The sequence below is a fragment of the Akkermansia sp. N21116 genome, from assembly GCF_029854705.2.
Lineage (GTDB): Bacteria > Verrucomicrobiota > Verrucomicrobiia > Verrucomicrobiales > Akkermansiaceae > Akkermansia.
Genome location: NZ_CP139035.1, coordinates 1,364,980 through 1,387,128 on the forward strand (window position 1 = coordinate 1,364,980; position 22,149 = coordinate 1,387,128).

A 22,149-nucleotide genomic window follows, 5' to 3' on the forward strand; every position below is an offset into this window, starting at 1 on the left:
GGCTAGGAGGCGAGGGAAGGGTTTTTGCGGATTTCATCCCATCCTCCTTCGAGGATGTAGATGGGGGCTTGAAGCTGGAAGCTTTTTAACATTTCGGCGATTTCCGATGCAGCATTGCAACTGCGGTCGCAGAAGACAACGATGCATTTGTCATCAATGCCCGCCTGGTGGAGGACTGGCAGGGCTTTGGCCAGAAGGTCCGCTGCTTTTTCATCGTTGCGGATGGAAAGAACCTGACCGTTTTTGACGGTTCCGCGTTCAAAGGCATCCTGATTTCTTGCATCGATCCAGACGATTTTAGAGTATCCCCATTGTTTGAGGACGGTTGTCAGGCAGATATGCCCTTCGGACAGTTTACTCGGGTCGCAGGGAGGGGTTCGGTTGGGCTCCATCCAGCGGTAGTCGGCATAAGCGAGGAGGGCCGCCAGGACGAGGGCACCGAAGATCAGGCGGAGCGCCTGGTAGATGGTTTCTTTATACTTGTTCATTTGTCCCGGGAGGGAGGCGTAATGGTAAGCATGCCGACGTAGCGGGAGTAGCGGGGAATTTTACTGTCCGTAAGGACCCAGAATGTATTGCAGAGTGGGGTAGCCGTTTGGAGAGGCGTGATGATGATTTTGTACACTTCTCCTTTACGGACGGTTACCGGTTCGTACTTGAAGTCTTTGCCGGCGAGGCTGAATTCTGTTAGTTTGACGCCGGAGGCCGGGTCAACTGTGACGGTGATGGTCTGGGGGGCAGCGGGGGAACCTTGGGGCCAGTTCAGCTGGCGCGTTGAGAGGTGGACGATTTCCGGAACGCGGACACGGAGTGTCAAGTCGTAGGTTTTCCCATCGGCAATGACGGTTAATTTTTTTGCATCGGAACCGGAGAACATGCCGATCTTCATAGTGGCGGAGACAACGCAGCTTTCACCGGGAGCGAGCACTTTTTTATTGCCGGCGAATCCGGCTTCCGTGCATTCGCAATTGGCTTTGATCGATTCCAGCTTAACCGGAGCATCCGATGTGTTTTTAAACGGAAAAGCGAATGAGACTGTTTCTTCGTCAGACTTGGCGGAGATGGTTTGTTCCGTCCGTTCAAATGCGAGTTCTCCGGCTATGGCCATGGAGGAGGTCACTAGGAAGAGGGGCGGGAGAATGAGGGGAAGGAGTTTCATTGTGAGGAAAGGCGCGTGTGAGACTGCTCAGGATGAAGGGGCTTCTCCCCGATTGGGGCTTTTTTTGCCGCTTTCAATGAGGAAGGAGCTGATGATGAAGAGGACGGCGGCGATACAGATGCAGGAATCGGCTACGTTGAAGGCCGGCCATGTGTAGTTGATCCATGGGATGGTGATGTCTACAAAATCCACGACGTAGCCTCCTGTCAGGCAATCCCAGAAGGAATTGGCCCCTTGCAGGTGCTGCTGGTTGAGGATGAAGCCTTGAATGAGGCGATCCGTCAGGTTGCCGGCGACTCCTGCAAGAAGGAGCGCCCATGCAATCCTGAGGAGAGGAGTGTTGAAGAAGCCTCTGCGAAAGGCACAGACCAGAATGCTTATGGCGGCGATAGGAATTGCCATGAAGACGTAGGAGGACCATGCCGTACCGTTGCCAAGACCAAATGCTACCCCCGTGTTGTGAACGCGGACGATGTTGAATATGCCGTCGATGATGGGTACTGTATCCGAAGCGATCATGAATCCGGCGTCAGTGATGCGCGGAGTCGGAAGATCGAAGTTGTAGACGATGATGAGCTTGGTGACTTGGTCAAGGATGAAGCATCCGATCATCAAGGCAAGCAAACCCTTGGAGAGGTGGCCGGCGGCTGTTTTGGAGCTGGTCATGGTTCCGGAATGTGGTGGAAGCTCTGTTGCGGTTATGCCATGACTTCGGCGCAACGGTCACACAGGCCGGATTTGCCGAGGGGTTCATAACGGCGGCAGCGCGGGCACATGGCATGCACTGTTTTGGACGCTGTAGCCGCCAGGTTTTCTCCAGTGCTGACCTTCAGGTCGGCGATGATGAAGAATTCCGTGGAGAAGATGCGGTCTTCCAGAAGGCTGACAACATCTTCGCTTTCATTGGCGGGAACAGTGAGCAGGACGTCCGCTTCATTGTTTTTGGTGAACGTCTTGGCTTTGATCTGTTCTTCGATGGCGATCTGGATGACGGCTTTGATGTCCTGAAGTCGGGCGATGGTGCCGGAGGCTTCCCTTGCGGCAAATGCGGAGAAGGTTTCCGGGAAGTCCTGCAGGTGGACGCTGCTTTCGTACCCGGCGTGTTCCCAGGCTTCGTCTGCCGTATAGACGAGGATAGGGGCTAACAGGCGGCAAAGGGAGCTGAAGACATGGAACATGACCGTCTGAGTGGATTTCCGACGGATGGAGGTAGCGGCATCGCAGTACATCCTGTCCTTGGTGATATCGACGTACAAGGCGGAGAGGTCGCTGGTACAGAACTGGTTGACCGTGTTGAAAACCTTTCGGAATTCAAACGCTTCATAGGCTTTGCGGGATTCCTCAATGACGCTGTTGAGGCGTTCCATGATCCAGCGGTCGAGGATGGGCATTTGTCCGGGATCGACAGCGTCGGTGGCCGGGTCGAAGTCGGAGATGTTGCCCAGGAGGATGCGAAGGGTGTTGCGGAGGCGGCGGTAAGGTTCCGTGACCTGTTTGAAGAGGTCTTCTCCGAAAGGAACTTCGTTTTGCCAGTCCACGGAGGAGGCCCAGAGACGGACGATGTCAGCACCGTATTTGTCGTAGAAATACTTGGCGTCAGTAGGTTTGCCGGAGGTCTTGGCATCGGATTTGGATGTTTTTTTACCGGTATCCTTGTCGACGACAAAGGCATGGGTCATGACGGTCTTGTATGGGGCGGTGCCGCGCCAGGCGACGGAGAGCATGAGCGAGCTTTGGAACCAGCCACGATGTTGGTCAGTGGCTTCAAGATAGAGGTCGCACGGAGCATGCAGTTCCGGGCGTCCTTCGAGAACGGCGACGTGCGAACAGCCGGAGTCGATCCAGACGTCCAGCGTGTCGCGGCCTTTGCGAAGGCCGGTACCGAGCCCGAGGCGGGAGCAAAGTTCCTCGTCGGAGAGTTCGAACCAGATATTGGAGCCTTTTTCTTCTACGAGGTCGGCTACCCGACGTACGATTTCGCCTGAGAGATGTGCCTGGCCGTTTTCATCGAAGAAGACGGGCAGAGGGATGCCCCAGGTACGCTGGCGGGAGATGCACCAGTCGGGCCGGGCTTCGACGGTGCCGTAGATGCGGTTGCGCCCCCAGGCCGGAAGCCACTGGACTTTGTCGATTTCTTCGAGGGCGGTCGGTTTGAGTTTGTCCATCGAGATGAAGAATTGTTCGACGGCTCGGAAGATGATAGGCGTTTTGGAACGCCAGCAATGGGGGTACTGGTGGGAATAGCTTTCCTTGCCCAGCATGTGACCGTTGAGCATGGTGATAATATCGTCTTCCACGGAGAAGACATGTTTGCCGACAAGGGAGGGGATTCCGACTTCATCAGTGTATTTCCCGTCGTCGTCTACGGGGGAAAGTACGGGAAGCCCGTTCTGGCGACCGACAATATAGTCATCGGTTCCGTGACCCGGAGCGATGTGGACGGCACCCGTACCGGTGTCCGTGGTGACGAATTCCGCCATGACGATTTTGGACGTACGGGGAAGGAATGGGTGGGAAGCCTCTTCTCCCTCCAGTTCGGCACCTTTGAATTCGCAGATGGTTTCCGCCAGTGCCCAGCCAGTTTTGAGGGTGAACGTTTCAATGGCTTCCTTCAGGAGGATCAGAGTTTGTACCTTGTCTTCCTTGATGAATTTACCGGCGACGTAAGTGAAGCGGGGATGCAGGGCGATGGCGACGTTGGAGGGGAGTGTCCACGGGGTGGTTGTCCAGATGACGATGGAAGCATTTTTGAGACCGAATTTGCCACCGAGGATAGGGAATGCGACAAAGATGGATGTGCTGGTGATTTCCTTGTATTCCACTTCGGCTTCGGCCAGGGCGGTGTAAGCTCCGTAAGACCATTGAACTGGTTTGCGGCTTTGATAAACGGCTCCCATGTCAACGAGTTTGGCAAAAACGCGCAGGATGGTAGCCTCGTAGGCAGGATCCATCGTCAGATAGGGATGATCCCAATCGCCAAAGACCCCCAGACGGCGGAAGGAGTTGCGCTGGATATCGATAAATTCTTTGGCAAACTCCGTACAACGGCGGCGGATTTCCGCCGGGTCGAGATCCCGGGCTTTTTGGACGACTTTAAATTCGATCGGCAGGCCGTGGCAGTCCCAGCCGGGGATGTAGGGGGCAAGGTATCCGGCCATGGTCTTGGATTTGATGACCATGTCCTTGAGAATTTTGTTGAGGGCTGTGCCCATATGGACGTCGCCATTGGCGAAGGGAGGGCCGTCATGAAGAATGAACGTCGGGGCGTTCTGTTCCTGGCGTCGCTTGATAATGTCGGAGTAGAGTCCGGCCTTTTCCCATTTTTCGAGGCGTTTGGGTTCGTTGAGTGTCAGATCGCCCCGCATAGGGAACGTCGTATTGGGGAGAAGAATGGTGTCCTTATAGTTTTTCTCAGGCGCGCTCATGGCGCAAAAGACTACCAGTCATGTCCATCAAGGTCAATCACCGGGTACAACATACTTTCCTCTTGAATTTCATCTACTTGACGCTCTTTTTCCTGACAGAGAATACGTGACTGTTTGGTGTTGTTGATGATTGCAGATCAAGGTGTACGATGGGATATGCCCGGAATGCCCGGTTGACAGGCTCTTATTCGTGCTTTAGGATACCAATCATGGGATTTGAAGTTTGCTGGGAATGGAACATACCGGGTACCCCTTGTCCGGGAGCGGCCGAGGCGTTTGCCCATCTTGAAACGGGACGCGAAGGTTTTTTGATATGTACGGTTGGCAATCATGAGGTTGGATACGGATTTATCCAGGCTGCATTTGATGACAGCGGTTATTATTTGGAGGCGGCTATCGACGAAGGTGGCGGAAGGAATGCGATTTATTCCTGTCCCGGGGATCCCGGGCTTGAAGAGGTCAAAGGTTTGATGATGCGGTTTGCCGACGGTCAGGATTTTTCCTTTATCCGCAAGGAGTGGAAGTACGAGTCTTCCGTGGAGAGGCCGTTTCACCAATACGATGAGGCTTCCCAGGAAGTAGGGATGGGGGTGATCATGTCCCATATGCTCATCAAGGGAGCCGTTTTTGTGCTCCTGCTCGTTTTTCTTCTCTACTGGCTGTATCAGCTTTTCATTGGGAAATAGAATCGATTACGAAGAGTTTCTTCCCGGATTGAGGATGAAAATTTTGAGGAAGAAACAAAAAAGGTCTTTACAAAATGGCGTGAGACGGTATCTTCTGCCTCCCGAAGTCAACCCTAACTACAGGAGTTATATACGATGAAAGTCCTTTCTTCCCTCGCCTCTATGAAGCGCCGACACGCTGACTGCCAAATCGTGAAGCGCAAAGGCACGCTGTACGTAATTTGCAAAAGCAATCCGAAATTCAAAGCTCGTCAGGGCGCAACGGCAGGCACCCGTCTGAGCAAGAAGGGCGTGAAGTAAAATTCACCCTTCTGCCCATTAACATTCTTTTCAAAAGAGGCCGGTGTCCTGTGACCCCGGTCTCTTTTCGTTGTTTCCATCTTTTGTACCATGACCGAAGAACGAGTCGAAACAAGTTTCATGACTTTGTCCGCTCCCTTTGCGTTGGAGAACGGAGAAGTGATTCCCCAGGTGCAGCTTGCTTATGAAGCCTACGGGACTCTGGCTCCGGATGGAGACAATGTGATTTTGCTATTTCATGCACTGACAGGCAGCCAGCATGCGTATGGCTGGAACGATTGTGTCCCGGATATCGGTACATTGTGGCAACCGGAGAATTACGAGGGATGGTGGAATTCCATCATTGGTTCCGGCAAGCCTCTGGATACGGACAAGTATTACATCATTTGCGCGAATTACTTGGGCAGTTGTTATGGTTCGACCGGTCCTGCATCTCCTCATCCGCTGGACGGCAAGCCTTGGGGTTCGCGTTTTCCCCATGTGACGGTGCGCGATCAGGCCCGTTTGCTGGCATACCTGCTGGATACGATGGAAATTGACCGGGTATCCCTGGTTGGTCCGTCGATCGGAGGACTGGTGGCGTTGAGCTTTGCCGTTCAGTTTCCGCAGAGAGTGAAGTGTCTGATTTCAGTGGGATCGGGCTATCGGTGCAGTATTGAACAGAGGTTGTCGGTATTTGAACAGATTCTGGCTATTGAACTGGACCCCGATTTTAACGGAGGGGATTATTATGATGGTCCAGCACCTTTGCGTGGGCTGGCTTTTGCCCGTATCATAGGACACAAGGCATTTGTCTATCAGGAAGGTTTGGAAGCCCGGGCTCGCCGTGAGGTGGGCAGTGACTGTGGCATGCTCTCCTGGCTGAAGCCGACGCGCAGTACCCAAAGCTACATGCTGCATCAGGGGACAAAGTTTGCCTTGCGGTTTGATGCCAATTCTTATATCCGCATTGCGGATATGTGGGGGGAATTCGATATTTGCGAGCAAATGGGGACGGATGATTTTACGAAGGCACTGGCCCCCTGTGCCAGGGAAGAAATCCCTTTCCTGGTGTTTTCTATTGATACGGATTACTGTTTCCGTCCGGATGAGCAGAAAGAGTTTGTCCGTTTATTGAAAGAGGCCGGGGTTCCGACGGAATTTCACACGATCCACTCCGACAAAGGGCATGATTCCTTTCTTTTGGAACCGGAACTCTACGCAGAGCCGATCCGACGTTTCTTGCAGGTTTGACTTCTAAGGACTCTAAGGTTCTGCGTTGACTCGGATTGGACTTCATCTGTCTGTTTCCTCCTGTTGATTCATTTATTTCAGACAATGAAAAAGGGCTGCTCCGATGTGGAACAGCCCCTTGAAAATTGGCAACCAGTACGGGAATCGAACCCGTGTTGCTCGCGTGAAAGGCGAGAGTCCTAGACCGCTAGACGAACTGGTCGTTGAGTGCGTGCGCGGATTAAACACGAAGTCTTTCCGGAGTGCAAGATATTTTTTTAAAGAAAATGATTTTTTAATGTGAATAGTCTCTGGCTCCGAAAATAGCCGTTCCAACGCGGACAAAAGTAGCTCCTTCTGCGATGGCTGCTTCGAAATCATGGCTCATTCCCATGGATAATTCCTGGATTTGTCGGGAGCCCGAGGCGTTGAGACGTTCTTTAAGTTCTCTGAGCTGGCGGAAGTAGGGGCGAGCGTCTTCCACATTGTCTACCGGTGGTGGGATGCACATAAGCCCGCGGATGTTGAGGTGTTCCAAGTTGCATAGGGCGGGCCAGGATGTTTCCAATTCATCGGGGTGAAATCCGAATTTGGATTCTTCTCCACCTACATGGACTTCAAGGAGTACATCTTGAACAATGGAAAGCTCCCGGGCAACGGAATCCATGTATTCTGCGAGTTTAAGAGAATCTACCGTATGAATCATGGCGGCCTTGCCGATGATTTTGCGGACTTTATTGCGCTGAAGCGGACCGATGAGATGCCACTGCGCATCGCTGGGAAGGACGGGAATTTTGGAAAGTGCTTCCTGGACTTTGTTTTCACCGAAGAGTCGCTGTCCGCATTGGTAGCATTCCATGGCGTCTTCGACGGGGAATGTTTTACTGACGGCGATGAGCTTGACGGATCCGGGGAGGCGCCCGTAACGTGATTCCGCCTGGCGGATGAGTTGTTCGATATGTTTCAGATTATGGCCGATACTCATAATGGAAAGCAATCAGTTGAGGAAGGATAGTCTGGGCGCTGTTGAAATAAGTGCATGGTAGGGGGAAAGCCCTCGGAGGATGGTATTCCATAGGGTTTCGTCATGGATATAGCTGAGCAAGTTGGGGGGGCAGGGGATTTGTATCCAGGCCATGAGTTCCAGTTCTTTTTCAAGTTGGCCGGGACTCCAGCCGGAGCTTCCGATAAAGGCACGGATGAGGGTTCCCGGCGTTTGGGCATGTTCAAGGGCTTCTTCCGCAGAAATTTGCATCCGGTAGAAGAGTTGCCCGTCATGGGCTGTCAAGGCGGCGAAGGTGAGGTTTTTCGTCATTACCGGTCCGCCGACGAAGACATCGACGTGGTAAAGTTCTCTAGGTATGGGAGAGGAGGAGCCTGCGATCTGTCCGACTGTTTTTCCGAACGGGCGATTGAGGATGAAGCCCAAAGCACCTTGTTTAGCGGAATAATCCACCAGCAGAATGACGCTGTGCTCGAAGATGGCATCTCCCATGGAGGGAGATGCCAGAAGTATGCTGCCTGTCAGTCGTGATTGGGGTGTAGAGGACTTGCCCATGGGATGCGGGAGGAGGGCTAATGCGTTGGCTTCAGATTGAAGACAAAGACTTCAAATGGATTGAGTTTTAATTCGATTTCTTTGTTGGGATCAATGGTTTTGTTGGTGAATCCGGACAGTTCCCTCTGGTCATCATAAGCATTTTTGATTTGGAACTGTGTTTTCACATGAGGAGGAAGATCGAGGATTTTTCTCAACGTCGTTTTGATTGTTTGTTCCTTGTCGTCTGGATTGCGGAGAGCAAAGACGGCTTTCTGCGGCGACCATGAAGCCCAACCGTAGATTTCTGCCTGCTTCGTTTGTTCATTCCATGGATTCCCGCCGACCCAGTGGGTGTCATCAAGGACATCGGCATTGGAACGGAACCATTTGATGCATTTGACGAGTTCGTCCCAAAGGATTTCGTTTTCCCCCAGAGAATCCATGAGATCATGATCAATGTAGAGTTCCTGAATAGCTGAGCCGCATGCAAATGCACAGCGCATTTCGCGTTTGATTCCTTCGACGTCTTTGGGCATGGAGCCCGGTGCTCCATTCTTGGTGATCATAAGACCATGGGTCATCATGGAATTGATCGGGCAGAAGGGAGCTCCTTCGACGAAGACTTCGTGGACGGTGGCATCGCGGTAGGTAATCCATTTTTCACGGCTATCGCCTTTGCCTGTATTCCCCCAGTCTCCCTTTTGTCTCCAGATGGAGTCGGCAAACCGGAACCAGAAGGGGGATGCCCAAGTGCCGACAGTACAGTTGATGAAAAGATCTCCGCGCTGTTTCCGAAGGTCCTTGACGAGGGTGAGAATTCCTTCCGCATCTTCTAGACGCGAGGTATTCGGCCCGGTGGCATGTGCCATAGTACTGATGCCGTCAAACTTGAAGTAACGCATGTCGTAATCGTGCACCATTTGGGAGCACCTGCCGAGGAAGGCATTATAATATTCCGGATCGGCTAGCTGAAAATTGTTAATTTTGTTGCTGGGGTGAGTTTTGTTCCAGTGATCAAGCCTGAGTTGCTTGGAGACTCCGTAACCGCCGACCGGACCGAGCCAGGCTCCGACTCCGGCTTTTTGGGAGACGGCCATGGCGTTCAGTTTTTTAAAACCGTTTGGGAAGCCCTTGTGGAATCCCCACAAGCTGTTGAAATCATCCCAGCCATCGTCCCAGACAAAGGCATCAATGTTGACGCCGCGTTTTTTATAGAGTTTTTCGTTCCATGCGTTCACGACATCGATACATTGCTGCTCGGTCATGCGCTTTAATGGATCGGGATTGTCATTACTGTTGATGTTCAGTTCATACCAGGAGTTGTAATGGATGAACGGACGATACGATACGGCTTTTTCACGTTCGAGATAGGCGAGGAATGAACGCCTTTCCTGTTCCGGGGCAAGGAGTCCGATGACGGAGGATACCTCCCAGACGCTTCCTTTGTGCAGGGTTGCCTGGCGGATCCATTTACCCTGGGCCATCTGAGCCTTGTCTTTGACGTCGTCGGGAGCGTTTACAGCAGGTTCAATAGTGTTGAGGGCCATCGGGGTTTCCAATGCAGCAAAGATTTTGGGGCCGACCAGAAGCGGTCCTCGCGTATTGCCGCTGATGGAGATGCCTTCTCCCGATTCCGCATCAGGCAGGATGTTGTATTGCATTCCGACGATTTCTTCCATTTCCGTATCTTTTGCGGAAGAAATGACCATTTCCTGCCTCAAATAGTGGGAACCGTTCCGCAGAATGGCCCTCCAAATGACACGGATGTTTTTATCGGGCGAGGTGAAGGTTGCCGCGAGTGCCTTTCCGGGTTCTTGACCTGCCAAATTGAGAGCCTTGGGGTTGGCTTTGATGTCGGTGAGAACCGGGCGACCAACCAGGGGCATTTGAGAAGCGGACAGTGTCGTGCCATCCTTGAGTTTAATGATGAAAAGTTCTCCACCCGGGGCTGCGATGGGTGTTTTGCCGGCTTTTAATCCTTTAAATTGGAGTTTGCCTCCGGAGTAGGAGAATTCGGCTTGGAGAATATTGTTGCCGAGGAGGAATTGACCGGAAGAGGATGTGATCTTTGCTTGTCCCGGTTGTTCTCCCGGGAATTGGACTAAGGCGTGGAGCGGCATTGCCAAGGTCGCCAGAGAAATCATGGCAAAGAATGAAACGGGGATTAATTTCATGATGAGGGAGTTTTGAATACTGTTGGTATTTTATAGACGAACTAGTCATGGAATGCAACTTTGCACACGAAAAATCGAAGGGTATTAAGTTATTTGATAGAAAAAAGGTCTGTGACGATTTCGTCGACAAGGAGTCGGCCTTTGCCTTTTAAAACGAGGCTGTCTTCTGAAGCTGAATGGAGAATGATGGCCATGTTTTCATCTATCAGATTGGTGATGAATGCTTCTGTACGAGGGGGGACCCATTTCATGGGAACCCCTGTGTCGGTGCGGAGGAGCAGGGCTACCCGTTCCAGGAGAATGTCCTCTTCTCTCAATCTTTCCGTTTCGGAATCGGGCACACCATGTTCCAGTGTGGAGCGGATGTAGGCGTTCGTATCCATCGTATTTTGGATGCGGCTGCCTCGGATGGTACTGACGGCTCCGGGGCCAATGCCGATATAGTCGTCTCCCTGCCAATAGCCGAAGTTGTGTTTGGAGAGGAGGTTGTTTCGGGCGTAGTTGGAAGTTTCGTAATGGCGGAAACCGGCATCTGTGAGAATGGTGTCAGCCAGTTCGAAGTAGTCGGCATCGTGTTCCGTATCCTGATTAATTTCCCCTTTGGCGAGGCTTTCAAAAAAGGCGGTGTCTTCTTCGTAGGTCAGGTTGTAGGCGGAAATATGTTCCGGGTTTGCTTCGACTGTTTGCAGGAGGGTTTGTTCCCAGAGTTGGAGAGTTTGTCCCGGGATGGCAAACATGAGGTCGATGTTGATCTCGGGGATGCCGGCTGTTCTTAGCATTTCCAGGGAATGGCGTGCGATTTCAGGGGTATGCGTTCTGCCCAATACTGCCAGGATTCTCGGATCCCAGGATTGGATGCCGAGGGAAACCCGATTGATTCCCATATCTTTCCAGGCTCGGACTTTATTGATTGTGAATGTGGTTGGATTGGACTCAAAGGAGAATTCATCCAGCGACGCAATATCGACGACATGGTCGATGCCCTGGATGATTTTCCCGAGATGGGAATTGGATAGCATGGACGGAGTCCCTCCCCCGAAGTAGAGTGTCCGGGGTTCATGTTCGGGGGAATTTTGCAAATCGTCTTTGCGTGATTCGACTTCGCGAAGCAGAGCCCGGACGAATAGATTCATGTCCGTGGAGGCCGGTGTATGCTTGTAGAAGGAACAGTAGGGGCAGATCCGGTGACAAAAGGGGATATGAACGTAGAGATGCATGCTGGCGATGGAATCAGGAGTCTTTTTTATCCTTGGTTCCCTTGAGGAAGTCTTCTGCCTGCTTCTTCATGAGCGTCCTTACTTCGTTGGCTGCGGTTGAATCGGCATGTTTTAAGTAATGTCTGGTGAGGCAGTCGTAAAAGTCGGTAATTTTTGCCTTGTCGTCCTTCAATGTATAAAGAAGGTCCTCTGGACACTTGTCGATCATCTCTCTAAGCCATGGCACTAGTTCCGCACGCGGCATGACCATGGCGGCTGCGTTGATTTCGAGAGTCAATTGTTCGGGAGTTGTTTTCAGTTCTTTCTTCTTTTTACTCTTCGAGGCGTTTTTATAGAAGCGGACTATTTCTTTGAAGCCGTAGTTGATGCTGTTAACGATGGGTTTGTAGCCCTGTGTCATGGCGAGAGCAACCTGGTATCCTTGCTCCTTGTCCGGGTAAGAACTGTTTTTAGCTTCGGAACGCATCCAGTCCATGACTTTACCCCATTCGCTCTTGGTGTAATTGGGCAGGGGTTTGTCGGAGGCCAGTTCGAGCATAGCGGACCCGAGCGTATCCGTGTATTCATGGGCCTGATTGTTAAGGCGCTGCTTATAGTTTTTGGGGGCTTTTCCCATTCTTGGGTTGGATTTCATGCGTTGCCAGAGGCTGGCGACGCGGTCTCCGGGCGGGATTGCCTTATTGATGTTATCGATGCAATCCATGGCGGCTTTCATGTCTCCCCCAGCTTTTTCGAATCGCGAGTACCATGCTTCCGTATAGAATGGATTGATTCTGACGACTTCCGCGAGCATATTTTTCTGGATTTCTTCCGGAGCTTTTTCTTCGACTGCCATTTTATAGATGTTCATGGCGATCCTGCTATCTGTCCATGCTCCGTCTTTGAGGTTCATGCTTGCGGCAAGACCGACATGGTATTCTCCGCAGTTGTTTCGCGGTCCTTCATTGTCGCAAAGATATTGTCCTCCAAATGTTTTTTTGAGGGGAGCAACGGATTGATCGATGGACAGAATACTGCCTCCTGCTCCGTAATGGTAGGTCATCAGGTTGGCGTGGATTGGTTGTCCGGCCGGGGAGGCGGGGCTTCCCATGGCAATGTGGGATGTGCGGGCGATGGTGGACATGGTACCGCACATGCCGCCAATGTGGATGAGACCGGGGTAGGACATATAGTTCCAATCCGGATTGGGATCCATGGAAAACAGAGCGGGAGGTTCCGGATCGCTGACTTTACGGTAAGGGCCATAGCGCCAGAGACGAGGCTCTCCGTATTTGCCCAGGTAACGGTCCCATACGTATTCGCATTCACGGATGGGGCGGGTTTCGCTCAGGGGAAGCATAGCGAGCCACGGAGTACAGTCCAGAGGGACTCCGTTCCATTCGACGGAATGGTTTTTAACGTCGCGCATTTTGCCGATACCTTCGTATTTGGAGACGAGGTATTTGAAGAATTCGGCCGGGCTGGGGAATCCGTCCCTCTTGCTTTTTATTTGGCCCGAGAGGATCATGTAGGATTTTAAAACACTGAGGATGTTGTCCTTGGTGACTCCTTTATCGGCCAAATCCTTGACAGTGGTTTCCTTATTGATCCACGCCTGTTTTGCCGTGATGTTTTTGGAGGCAAGGTAGTTTTTGACAGCTTCGAATTGTTCTGAGTTTCCCGAGTCCGGATTGGGACCGTAGTAGTTGATGGGGGGCATGCCGGCGATGAAGACATCAGCAGGCGAAGCCCATTGAGGAGAGGTCGGCAGGGTATTTCGCAGGTTAAGTCCCGCTTCCCCCATGTTATATTGGACGTTATAGAAGACTTCTCCCATACCGCAAAAACGTCTGCCGATGGCGAATGCAATAACCATCTGATCATACTTGGTGGCGTTTTTTTCTCCGACCGCGTTGATGAGGATGTCCGCATTGGTGGCAACGCTGGGATCGGGGGGGTAGAAGTTGGCAAAGATTTCCTTCTGATGTTTGGTGTCTGCCAGCCATTTCTCGAAGGTAGGAGAAAATTTGGCTTTGCGTTTTTCCAAATACTCTCGGACGAATTTTTCTGCGTAGGTGGTATAGGCATTAAGAATAGCCTCCGTCATGGCTCCCTTGCTTTTACCGACGGCAAGCATAACGTTTTTCTTGAGTTGCTGAAGCTCCGGCGATGGACTGAGATCGGGTTCCGGTTCTTCCTCGACAACCGGGGCGGGAGGCGGCTCCGGTTCTGGGATTGGTTCTGGTTCAGGAATCGGTTCTGGTTCAGGTTCGGGCTCGGGGACAGGCGGTGGTTTAGGTTTGGGGATCGGCGTGGGAGCCGGGGTATTTTGGACGACAGGCAGAGCTTCCTGTGGCTGGTTCAACATTTTGTAACCGAAGAATCCCGCAATGCCCAGACAGAGGAGAATAATGATCGCAAGAGCGCCGCCTCCGGATTTTTTCGGTTTGTAGGCAACAGGTTGTAATGGCCGGGCCGGGGTTCCTGCAATATGCCCGCGTTGAAGTGTCGGCTTGTTCCTGGGAACCTGTGGAGATGCTGGCGCGATAGACGGCGCGTTTGCTTCTTCCTGGAGATTGTCAGGGGAGTGGGTGATATACAGGATAGTTCCGTGGGAGTGTTGTTCGGTTGCTCCTTGTCCGTAATGTGTTAAGAAAAGTTTTTTTGCGGCTGCCAATTGTGGTGCCATGGCTTTGTTGAAAACGAGCTTGATCCCGTCATCGGTGCGTCTGGTGCAGTCCTGGGGACAGAATTCCCGAATGAGCATGGGAATGCCTTGCGGGGTGATTGCCCTGTAGAGGTGGTAAAGTTCCGTTGATTCGACAACGGAGACGATTTGGAAATCTTCCAGAAGAGTATCCGGTGCGAGGGGGGGGACGGGGAAAGACATCATGAGAGGAGACAACTACCGGGAAACTTATCATTCCACTTTTCATCTGACAATGGGAAAAGTCACAAAGGCCATGAGACATAGGAAGAACGACATGCATCTATCCTATGGGTCGCTGAGAGTACATGACGAAGACAAAAAAAGGTTCCTCGCCGTGAGCCGGCAAAGGAACCTTCTGAAGGTGAGGCGAATGGTTGAGGAGTGTGTTATTCGTCCTTACCTTTCATGTTTTCAATAAATTCTTTTTCCTGTTTTTTTACGAGTTCCCTTATTTCAGAGGCCGATCCGGAATCAGCCAGTCTGATATAGTGAGCAGTGAGACAATCATAGAATTCCGTAATTTTGGCACCGTTGTCTTTACGTTTGAATTGCAGATTGGGAGGGGAATCATCGATCATTTTCCGAAGCCATGGGACGGATTCTTCCGGAGGAAGGACCATGACGGCAGCATTGATCTCCAGAGTCAGCTGGGTCATCATCTCTTCAGGCTTTTTCTTGGGAGGGCGGCGATTCTTGGATTTGCTCTTCAAGTGGCGGACGATTTCCTTGAAATCATGATCGACGCTATTGACAATGGGCTTGTAACCCTGCGTTTTGGCGAGGGCTATCTGATAGCCTTGTTCCTTATCAGGATAGATGCTCTTCTTGGCAGCGGAGCGCATCCATGTAAGCACTTTTTCCCATCCGCGCTTGTCGTATGTGGGAAGAGGCTTTTTCATGGCCAGTTCGATCATGGCGGAGCTGAGTGTGTCCGTATATTCGAAGGCCTGGTTATTGAGCCTGTCCTTGTAATTTCTGCTGGCTCTTCCCATTTTGGAGTTGGTTTTTTTACGTTTCCAGAGGTTGGCGACACGGCTGCTGTCAGGGATGGCTTTGTAGATATCGTCAATGCAGGACATGGCGGCAGCTAGGTCTTCTCCCCGGCGTTCGAAGACTGTGTACCAGGCATCGGTGAAGAACGGGTTGAGCTTGAGAATGCCTTGAAGAAGGGTATCCAAAACTTGGTCGGGTACTTCTTTTTCTTTGGCCATTTTGTAAACATTCATGGCCAGACGGCTGTTCATCCAGTCTGCATCGTCCAGATTCATGCTGGCAGCAATACCGACATGGTATTCACCGTTGCCGGCACGTTTGGTGGTCGTATCTCTCAGGTAGAGGGGGCCGGTCGTTACCTTGAGAGTGTCGACGGACTGATCAACGGTCAGGATGCTGCCGCTGGCATTGTAATGGAATGTCATCAAGTTGCCGTGTCCGGGCTGTCCGGCGGGTGGTGTCGGGATGCCGAGTGCAATGGACGCATCGCGGGCAATAAGCGACATAGTCCCGCAAACGCCTCCGACATGAAGGCAACTAGGATAGGCATCGTAGCTCCAGTCGGGATTGGGATCCATGGAAAACTGGACAGGAGGATTCGGTTCGTCGTCTCGGCGGTAGGGACCGTAGAACCACATTCTGGGTTCTCCGAATTTGCCGAGGTAGCGGTCCCATACATATTCGCATTCGCGGATGGGGCGGGTTTCGCTCAGAGGAAGCATGGCCAGCCAGGGTGTGTATTCCAGTGGTACTCCCTTCCATTCGACCGGGTGGTTTTTGACGTCCCTCATTTTTCCGATGCCTTCGTATTTGTTGACGAGGTATTGGAAGAATTCAGCGGGAGGAGGGAAGGCGTCCCTCTTGCGCTTAATCTGTTTGTTGCGGTAGAGATGTTCGTGAAGGAGGCTGACAATGTTATTTTTTGTGACACCTTTGTCGGCAAGGTCCTTGACGACAGTTTCCTGGGAAACCCACGCCTGCTTGGCAGTCATGTTTTTGGCAGTCAGGTAGGCGGCAAGCGCTTCGTAAGCTTTGTCGTCGACGCTGGCTGGATTGCTGCCGTAGAAGTTGATGGGAGGCTTCTTCGCGATAAAGAGGTCGGCAGGGGATGCCCAGTCTCTGGAGCCGGAAGCCGCATTGAGGTACCATTGGTGGTATTTGCCCTCTTTGCCCATATCGAAGCTGCCCATGCCGACATGGCGTCTGCCGACGGCGAAGGCAATGACCATTTGGTCGTACTTGAAAGCATTTTCACCGACGGCGTTGATCAGGATGTCTGCGTTGGTAGCGACACTGGGATCCGGTGGATAGAAATTGGCGAAGATTTCCTTCTGGTGTTTTGTCTCCTTCATCCATTTTTCAAAAGCCGGCGAAAATGCTCCCCCTCGCACGGTGATATATTCCCGGACGAAATGTTCCGCGTATTGGGAGTAAGCATTGAGGACGGCATCGTTGATAGCTCCTTTGCTTTTGGCAAGAGCCAGGATGACATTTCTTTCCAGCTGCTGAAGGCTGTCGGATGGATTGTAAACGGGTTCCGGCTCAGGCTCGGGTTCCGGCTCAGGTTCGTCGGGCTCAGGCTCGGGTTCCGGCTCGTCCTTGACGACGGGAGGCGCCACAGGTTTTGGTTTGGGCTTGGGGGGAGGAGTGTTATGGACGACCGGCACAGGAGGAGGCGGTTCCATGTTCATGATCTGATACCCCAGATAGGCGATAAGAGCTGCCAGACCGAGAATCACGGCAGGCATGAATCCTACACTGCTTCGTTTGGGCTTGTAGTCGACAGGTACGGCTGGAAGGGGGGCGTTTTCTGCTGCCTGGGGTACTGCTGATGCCCTTTTTCTGGTAGCGACGACGGGTGTCTGCTGGGGTGTTTGGATAAAGAAAATGGTTCCCAGAGCAGAGATCTCCATGGAACCGGAGGCATATTTGAGCGTAAATTCGGATTTAGCCTGAGAAATGGCTTGGCTATTGGCCGAAGAAAAGACGAGCTTGCCGGAATTTTCTTCTCGGCGAGCATATTCCTGTGGACAGAATTCATGAATCAATACGGTTTCACCCTGCGGGGAAACAGCTTGATATAAATGGTACAACTCTGTCGATTCCTGATGGGCCGAGATGCGGTACCCTTCCAGGAGGAATTGAATAGGGAGTGGGGATACATGATGAGCCATGAAGCGGATGATCTATCTTTCCGGATAGTAATATGAAGATGCGGCAGAGGCAATGGCAAATCACGTCTCGTTGACGATGTATATCTTGTATTGTGATTCAATCCTTTGGGCTGGAAGAGAAATGAATCCATCCTCCATCAATGGTATCTCCTTGTTCTGGTGGCGTCATGGTGCCGATGATGGTCAGGGGAGTATGGGGGAGATTGCGTCGGATTTGTTCCAGCAGCGGCAATTTGCCGGGAGGAATGGTAAAGAGGAGTTCGTAATCTTCACCGTCTCTGACAGCCTGGCGGGGTGAGCAACCATTTCTGCAGGGGAGAAGGGTTTCGGCTATCCTGAATCCGGTTCCTGAAGCCCGAGCCATGCGGGGCAGGTCGGCGGCGAGTCCATCGGAGATATCCATCATGGCCGAGGGGATGCCGGCTTCCCGGAGAAGGATGCCTTCCCGGATACGCGGAGGGAATGTTAAGTGATGACCGGAATGGAAGGTGTCTCCCAATTCTCCGGTGACGACGATCAGGTCTCCCGGAGAGGCGTGACTTCTGTAAATAGCTTGGCCTTTGGGAACCTTTCCGGTTAGGGCGATGCTGAGGGCAAGGCCGTCCGTTGGCAGGGATGTCGTTTCACCTCCTGCGACAGAGACGTTCCATTCGCAGGCGAGTCGGGTGAGTCCCTCGTAAATGTCTTCCAGGGTTTTCATAGTCCGTTCCGGATGGATCATGACGGTAACGAGGGCATGTTCGGGGGAGCCCCCCATGGCGGCGATGTCGGAGAGGTTCCGGGCGAGGGCTTTTCTTCCGATAAGGCCGGGAGACGTTTCCCGGGTGAAGTGGATACCTTCGACAATGCAGTCGGTTTTGAGCAGGGTGTCGAATTCGTGGTCGCGGGTGACGACGGCGCAATCGTCTCCGGGGCCGACCAGAAGGCTGTCATTGCCGGGCAGATAAGGTAAAAGTCGGTCTAGAATTTCCTCTTCCCCCAGTCGGGCCAGTGTTTCCGGTTTCATCAGCTTTGGAAGTAGGGGATGATGAACATATGGAGAACGGTCAGGAAATTGAAGATGGAATGTGTGACGATGGGAACCAGTAGTGTCTTGGTCTTTTCGTAAAGAAAGATGAGTAGCAGGCTGAAACAGGCCAGAGGAAGAGATTGAACCAGGTTCAGGTGAATTATCCCGAAAAACAGCGATGTGGCGGTTATGGCGATGATACTCCCGGTGTAACGTTTCAAATAGGGGTAGATGAAGCCTCGGAAACACAATTCCTCGACGACAGGAGCGATGAAGACGGCACTTACGGCTATGGCAATCTTTATATGCAGGGGGCCGTTTTTCAGAGTATCGACAGTGGTTTGGACGAGTGGTGATTCCAGTTTCCCGGCGAGCCATGCGGATAGTCCGGTATCTTGGTAGGCGACCAGTAGCAACTGCATGAGAATGATGACTGCTGCAATGTAGAAAATTTGAGGGATGGTTTTCCACTTGGTCCAGCCGGCCATGGAGGACATGTGGGCTGAACTGAGGCGTTTGAAGAGGACGATGGCGATGATAATCTGCGGAATGGTCGAAATAATCATCCTCTCGATATCGATTGTTCCTACTTTTTCTCCAGGCATGTTAAATGCACTGAGCGGCGTCAGGGCATAGAAGAGGATGACCAGAGTAACGATCAGGATATCTCGGGAGGAAAATTGCTTGACGGGGATGCCGTATTGAGCCGGCCTCCAGGACGGATGCCAGCTGAAAAGGAGGGGCAATCCTTCTATAGCGAGGAGAAGAATTGCCGCCATCCATGAAGTGAACTGGGCTTCAAACGGGCTCATTGTTCGCTGACGAGAGAACCTGTCGCATAATGTTGAGGCAGCATGTAGGGAACGCCTGGACGAAGCTGGGGTAGGGAGGCGTTGCCGATTTTAACGGAGATGTTTTTACTGGTTTTGGCTTCCATAGACAACAGGGAGAGGAATTCGGCAAATCCCCTCTTTTCTTCCAAAAGGATGACTTTGGGATCGGTTGTCCCTCCAAGATCGCCGGCTTTCGCAATGGCGTCGCGGAAGTATCCGAGTTGGTCGACAAGTCCCAGTTTTTTTGCATCGGCACCGGTGAGGATACGTCCGTCGATAGCGTGATCGGCTTCGAGTTTATCCTTGGCAATTTTACGTCCGGTAGAAACGAGGTTGACGAAGCGGGCATATGTCGCATCGACCATTTCCTGGACGTAGGCTTTTTCCGATGTGGACATCGGGCGCATCGGAGAGAGCATGTCCTTGAAGGCTCCGCTGGTGAAAACCTGATTGCGGATTCCCAGTCTGTTCATGCCTTCTTCGAAGTTAATCCCAGAGATGATGACGCCGATGCTGCCGGTCCACGTTGTCGGATTGGCTACAATCCAGTCCGCATGGCTGGAGATGTAGTATCCTCCCGATGCGGCAAGAGTACCCATCATGACAACGACGGGTTTGCGGGCCTTTTCCCGGACGCGTTCGATCGCGTCATAGATGATGTCGGAAGCGGTGACTTCTCCTCCTGGGGAATCAACCCGGAGGATGATGGAGGAAATATCCTGGCGATTGGCAGCATATTCCAGAAGGCGGCCGATCGTGTCGCAACCAGCGGTGTCGGACGAGGAATCCCCCGAGGTGATGACTCCGTTGACGTCAATGACGGCGATGGTTTCCCGGCTCCCTTCATTACCGTAAAGGAGACTCTCGGAAATATTGTTTTTCTCTTTGAGTGTCGATGCGAATTCTTCAGAATTGATCTGTCGGCCTAAAGCACCGAAGATTGCAATAATACAGATAATGGCCAGGGCTACGACACAAGCAAGAATGGCGAGGGAGACCAGGCAGCCGGACAAAAATCCTTTGGATGATTTGTGCGATGATGGAACGGAGGATTCTTCACTCATTTGCGGGTCAGCCTAGTCTATTTGCCGGGGTTTTCCAGAATAAAATCTCGTTTTGCAAATGGAATTGCCCGGAGAATCGAAATAAGCTTTCCTTGACTCTCTTTTTTTGTTACATCGCATTTCGTCTGCTATGAATATTCAACCTAAAATCACACCTGTATTGGACCCGGGCTTTGTCCCCGCCGTTCTGTGGAACCGCGCTTATGAAGCCAAGGTTGCCGCAACGGAAGGTTCCCGTCAGCTTGATATTGCTTTGACTCGTCAGGATGGCACTTGCTTCCGCTGGAGTGGCCGCATTCTCCCGCATACCGGAGACAATGTTGCCCTGAACAAGACATACGTGGAACGTATCGTCAAGTTCCTCCTCTGGCAGAAGGGTGGCAACATTATTCTTGTCGCCGGAGACGATGCCATTGCCGCCATGCTGGCCGATTGCTACAGCCCCACCGGGGAACGCGCATTCGACTGCGATTTCATCGGTACCAAAATTTATGGTGCGCCGATTACGGTGAAATCCGTTTCCATTGAAGATCTTCCCAAGGAAACGACGGATTCCGTCACTCTCGGTCGCAATCTGGATGGTTACCGTATCGGTTTCGACCTCGGTGGTTCCGATCGCAAGTGCGCCGCCGTTGTGAACGGTGAAGTTGTCTATTCCGAAGAAGTTGTATGGGATCCCTACCACCAGACCGATCCGAACTACCATGTCGAAGGCATTGACGATTCTCTCAAGCGCGCTGCGGCTCACCTTCCCCGTGTGGATGCCATTGGTGGTTCTTCCGCAGGTGTCTATGTGAATAATGAAGTGCGTGCCGCTTCCCTGTTCCGCGGAATTAGCCCGGAAGACTTTGAAAAGCACATCCGCCGCGTGTTCTTCACTCTCAAGGAACGCTGGAACAATATTCCCTTTGAAGTCGTCAACGACGGCGAAGTGACTGCTCTTGCCGGAGCCATGGGAATGAATGACAATGCCGTTCTCGGTGTTGCCATGGGTACCTCCGAAGCCGCCGGCTACGTGGATCCTGAAGGACATATTATGCCCTGGCTCAATGAGCTTGCTTTTGCTCCCGTGGATTATTCCTCGGAAGGCGGTGTAGATGAATGGTCCCAGGACATGGGGGTAGGTGCCATGTACTTCTCCCAGCAGGCCGTTGCCCGCCTGGCTCCTCGTGCCGGGTTCGAATTCGGCAGCATGCCTTACCCGGAACAACTCAAGAAGGTGCAGGCCGCCATGGCCGAAGGCGATGACCGCGCCCGCAAGATCTATGAAACGATCGGCGTGCATTTCGGCTATGCCATCGCTCACTATGCGGACTTCTATGAAATCCGGAACCTTCTCTTCCTGGGCCGCGTTGCTTCCGGTGAAGGAGGACAAATCATCATCGACAAGGCTAATGAAGTCCTTGCCGCCGAGTTCCCCGAACTCAAGATCAATCTCTGCGTGCCGGACGAAAAAACCAAGCGCCATGGGCAGGCCGTTGCGGCTGCTTCACTGCCCAAGATCAGTTAATTGATATTCCCTGAGGTTCCTCTCTGGGAACCGTATGATGAAAAAGCCTGTTCTGTGTAATTCGGGACAGGCTTTTTCGAATTTGATGCAGGAGAGGTTCATAGGCGAATTTTTTATATCGTCCGTTGACGGAGCTCATGGTATGAAGTTGTCAGACGCATTCT

The 22,149-nt window shown here is 52.2% G+C and carries 17 protein-coding genes and 1 tRNA gene; 4 read left to right on the plus strand and 14 right to left on the minus strand.

Annotated elements, in window-relative coordinates; genetic code table 11:
- Window positions 1-2: 2 nt before the first annotated feature.
- The 4 genes from QET93_RS05240 to ileS are packed head-to-tail and all read right to left on the minus strand — an operon-like array spanning window position 3 to window position 4,584.
- A complete protein-coding gene (locus tag QET93_RS05240) occupies window positions 3-488 on the minus strand; it encodes a rhodanese-like domain-containing protein (protein WP_280132808.1) in 486 nt (161 codons plus the stop codon).
- Complete coding sequence (locus QET93_RS05245; RefSeq protein WP_280132809.1) at window positions 485-1,159, minus strand: DUF1573 domain-containing protein; 675 nt, start codon at window positions 1,157-1,159, stop codon at window positions 485-487. The genes QET93_RS05240 and QET93_RS05245 overlap by 4 nt, the downstream gene beginning before the upstream one ends.
- A gap of 27 nt (window positions 1,160-1,186) precedes the next feature.
- Window positions 1,187-1,825: a signal peptidase II gene (locus QET93_RS05250; RefSeq protein WP_280126866.1), complete on the minus strand. Its 639-nt coding sequence runs from the start codon at window positions 1,823-1,825 to the stop codon at window positions 1,187-1,189.
- Between the two features lie 32 nt (window positions 1,826-1,857).
- Complete coding sequence (ileS, locus tag QET93_RS05255; protein ID WP_280132810.1) at window positions 1,858-4,584, minus strand: isoleucine--tRNA ligase; 2,727 nt, start codon at window positions 4,582-4,584, stop codon at window positions 1,858-1,860.
- A 209-nt stretch (window positions 4,585-4,793) separates the two neighbouring features.
- Between ileS and QET93_RS05260 the strand changes: the two genes are divergently transcribed.
- The 3 genes from QET93_RS05260 (at window position 4,794) to QET93_RS05270 (ending at window position 6,803) form a co-directional block, all read left to right on the plus strand.
- Window positions 4,794-5,270, plus strand: a complete 477-nt coding sequence (locus tag QET93_RS05260) for a hypothetical protein (RefSeq protein ID WP_280126868.1) — start codon at window positions 4,794-4,796, stop codon at window positions 5,268-5,270.
- A gap of 135 nt (window positions 5,271-5,405) precedes the next feature.
- Window positions 5,406-5,570, plus strand: a complete 165-nt coding sequence (gene ykgO, locus QET93_RS05265) for a type B 50S ribosomal protein L36 (protein WP_065529996.1) — start codon at window positions 5,406-5,408, stop codon at window positions 5,568-5,570.
- Window positions 5,571-5,660: 90 nt separating this feature from the next.
- The gene (locus QET93_RS05270) at window positions 5,661-6,803 is read left to right on the plus strand and encodes a homoserine O-acetyltransferase (protein ID WP_280126869.1); all 1,143 of its coding nucleotides are present in this window, start codon (window positions 5,661-5,663) and stop codon (window positions 6,801-6,803) included.
- 126 nt (window positions 6,804-6,929) lie between these two features.
- Here QET93_RS05270 and QET93_RS05275 read toward each other — a convergent pair.
- The 10 genes from QET93_RS05275 to sppA form a co-directional block, all read right to left on the minus strand.
- Window positions 6,930-7,005 (minus strand) — tRNA-Glu (locus tag QET93_RS05275).
- A gap of 72 nt (window positions 7,006-7,077) precedes the next feature.
- Entirely contained in the window at window positions 7,078-7,767 is a 690-nt protein-coding gene (locus QET93_RS05280) for a YggS family pyridoxal phosphate-dependent enzyme (RefSeq protein ID WP_280126870.1), read from the minus strand.
- A gap of 12 nt (window positions 7,768-7,779) precedes the next feature.
- The gene (locus tag QET93_RS05285; RefSeq protein WP_280132811.1) at window positions 7,780-8,340 is read right to left on the minus strand and encodes a YqgE/AlgH family protein; all 561 of its coding nucleotides are present in this window, start codon (window positions 8,338-8,340) and stop codon (window positions 7,780-7,782) included.
- A 17-nt stretch (window positions 8,341-8,357) separates the two neighbouring features.
- Window positions 8,358-10,496 carry a hypothetical protein gene (locus QET93_RS05290; protein ID WP_280132812.1) on the minus strand — a complete coding sequence of 713 codons (2,139 nt, stop codon included), beginning with the start codon at window positions 10,494-10,496 and terminating at the stop codon, window positions 8,358-8,360.
- A gap of 89 nt (window positions 10,497-10,585) precedes the next feature.
- Window positions 10,586-11,713, minus strand: a complete 1,128-nt coding sequence (gene hemW / locus QET93_RS05295; RefSeq protein WP_280132813.1) for a radical SAM family heme chaperone HemW — start codon at window positions 11,711-11,713, stop codon at window positions 10,586-10,588.
- 13 nt (window positions 11,714-11,726) lie between these two features.
- Complete coding sequence (locus QET93_RS05300) at window positions 11,727-14,585, minus strand: hypothetical protein (RefSeq protein WP_280132814.1); 2,859 nt, start codon at window positions 14,583-14,585, stop codon at window positions 11,727-11,729.
- Between the two features lie 203 nt (window positions 14,586-14,788).
- Window positions 14,789-17,569 (minus strand): hypothetical protein, encoded by a 2,781-nt coding sequence (locus QET93_RS05305; protein ID WP_280132815.1) that lies wholly within the window; start codon window positions 17,567-17,569, stop codon window positions 14,789-14,791.
- A gap of 97 nt (window positions 17,570-17,666) precedes the next feature.
- Window positions 17,667-18,575, minus strand: coding sequence for a thiamine-phosphate kinase (gene thiL, locus QET93_RS05310; RefSeq protein ID WP_280132816.1), 909 nt, complete (start codon window positions 18,573-18,575; stop codon window positions 17,667-17,669).
- Window positions 18,575-19,390 (minus strand): CPBP family intramembrane metalloprotease, encoded by an 816-nt coding sequence (locus tag QET93_RS05315; protein WP_280126877.1) that lies wholly within the window; start codon window positions 19,388-19,390, stop codon window positions 18,575-18,577. Before QET93_RS05315 ends, thiL begins: the two co-directional genes overlap by 1 nt.
- On the minus strand, window positions 19,387-20,475 hold the full coding sequence (sppA, locus tag QET93_RS05320) for a signal peptide peptidase SppA (RefSeq protein ID WP_280132817.1): 1,089 nt from the start codon (window positions 20,473-20,475) through the stop codon (window positions 19,387-19,389). Before sppA ends, QET93_RS05315 begins: the two co-directional genes overlap by 4 nt.
- A gap of 130 nt (window positions 20,476-20,605) precedes the next feature.
- On the opposite strand from sppA, the gene QET93_RS05325 reads away from it, so the two are divergent.
- Window positions 20,606-21,985 carry an ROK family protein gene (locus tag QET93_RS05325; RefSeq protein WP_280132818.1) on the plus strand — a complete coding sequence of 460 codons (1,380 nt, stop codon included), beginning with the start codon at window positions 20,606-20,608 and terminating at the stop codon, window positions 21,983-21,985.
- Window positions 21,986-22,149 lie beyond the last annotated feature (164 nt).

What these genes read in the sequence shown, in the direction of transcription:
- QET93_RS05240 (WP_280132808.1), bottom strand. Translation starts at nt 488, where the DNA reads ATGAACAAGTATAAAGAAACCATCTACCAGGCGCTCCGCCTGATCTTC.
- QET93_RS05245 (WP_280132809.1), bottom strand. Translation starts at nt 1,159, where the DNA reads ATGAAACTCCTTCCCCTCATTCTCCCGCCCCTCTTCCTAGTGACCTCC.
- QET93_RS05325 (WP_280132818.1), top strand. Translation starts at nt 20,606, where the DNA reads ATGAATATTCAACCTAAAATCACACCTGTATTGGACCCGGGCTTTGTC.
- QET93_RS05280 (WP_280126870.1), bottom strand. Translation starts at nt 7,767, where the DNA reads ATGAGTATCGGCCATAATCTGAAACATATCGAACAACTCATCCGCCAG.
- QET93_RS05285 (WP_280132811.1), bottom strand. Translation starts at nt 8,340, where the DNA reads ATGGGCAAGTCCTCTACACCCCAATCACGACTGACAGGCAGCATACTT.
- ykgO (WP_065529996.1), top strand. Translation starts at nt 5,406, where the DNA reads ATGAAAGTCCTTTCTTCCCTCGCCTCTATGAAGCGCCGACACGCTGAC.
- QET93_RS05290 (WP_280132812.1), bottom strand. Translation starts at nt 10,496, where the DNA reads ATGAAATTAATCCCCGTTTCATTCTTTGCCATGATTTCTCTGGCGACC.
- hemW (WP_280132813.1), bottom strand. Translation starts at nt 11,713, where the DNA reads ATGCATCTCTACGTTCATATCCCCTTTTGTCACCGGATCTGCCCCTAC.
- sppA (WP_280132817.1), bottom strand. Translation starts at nt 20,475, where the DNA reads ATGAGTGAAGAATCCTCCGTTCCATCATCGCACAAATCATCCAAAGGA.
- ileS (WP_280132810.1), bottom strand. Translation starts at nt 4,584, where the DNA reads ATGAGCGCGCCTGAGAAAAACTATAAGGACACCATTCTTCTCCCCAAT.
- QET93_RS05300 (WP_280132814.1), bottom strand. Translation starts at nt 14,585, where the DNA reads ATGATGTCTTTCCCCGTCCCCCCCCTCGCACCGGATACTCTTCTGGAA.
- QET93_RS05305 (WP_280132815.1), bottom strand. Translation starts at nt 17,569, where the DNA reads ATGGCTCATCATGTATCCCCACTCCCTATTCAATTCCTCCTGGAAGGG.
- QET93_RS05315 (WP_280126877.1), bottom strand. Translation starts at nt 19,390, where the DNA reads ATGAGCCCGTTTGAAGCCCAGTTCACTTCATGGATGGCGGCAATTCTT.
- QET93_RS05260 (WP_280126868.1), top strand. Translation starts at nt 4,794, where the DNA reads ATGGGATTTGAAGTTTGCTGGGAATGGAACATACCGGGTACCCCTTGT.
- QET93_RS05270 (WP_280126869.1), top strand. Translation starts at nt 5,661, where the DNA reads ATGACCGAAGAACGAGTCGAAACAAGTTTCATGACTTTGTCCGCTCCC.
- QET93_RS05250 (WP_280126866.1), bottom strand. Translation starts at nt 1,825, where the DNA reads ATGACCAGCTCCAAAACAGCCGCCGGCCACCTCTCCAAGGGTTTGCTT.
- thiL (WP_280132816.1), bottom strand. Translation starts at nt 18,575, where the DNA reads ATGAAACCGGAAACACTGGCCCGACTGGGGGAAGAGGAAATTCTAGAC.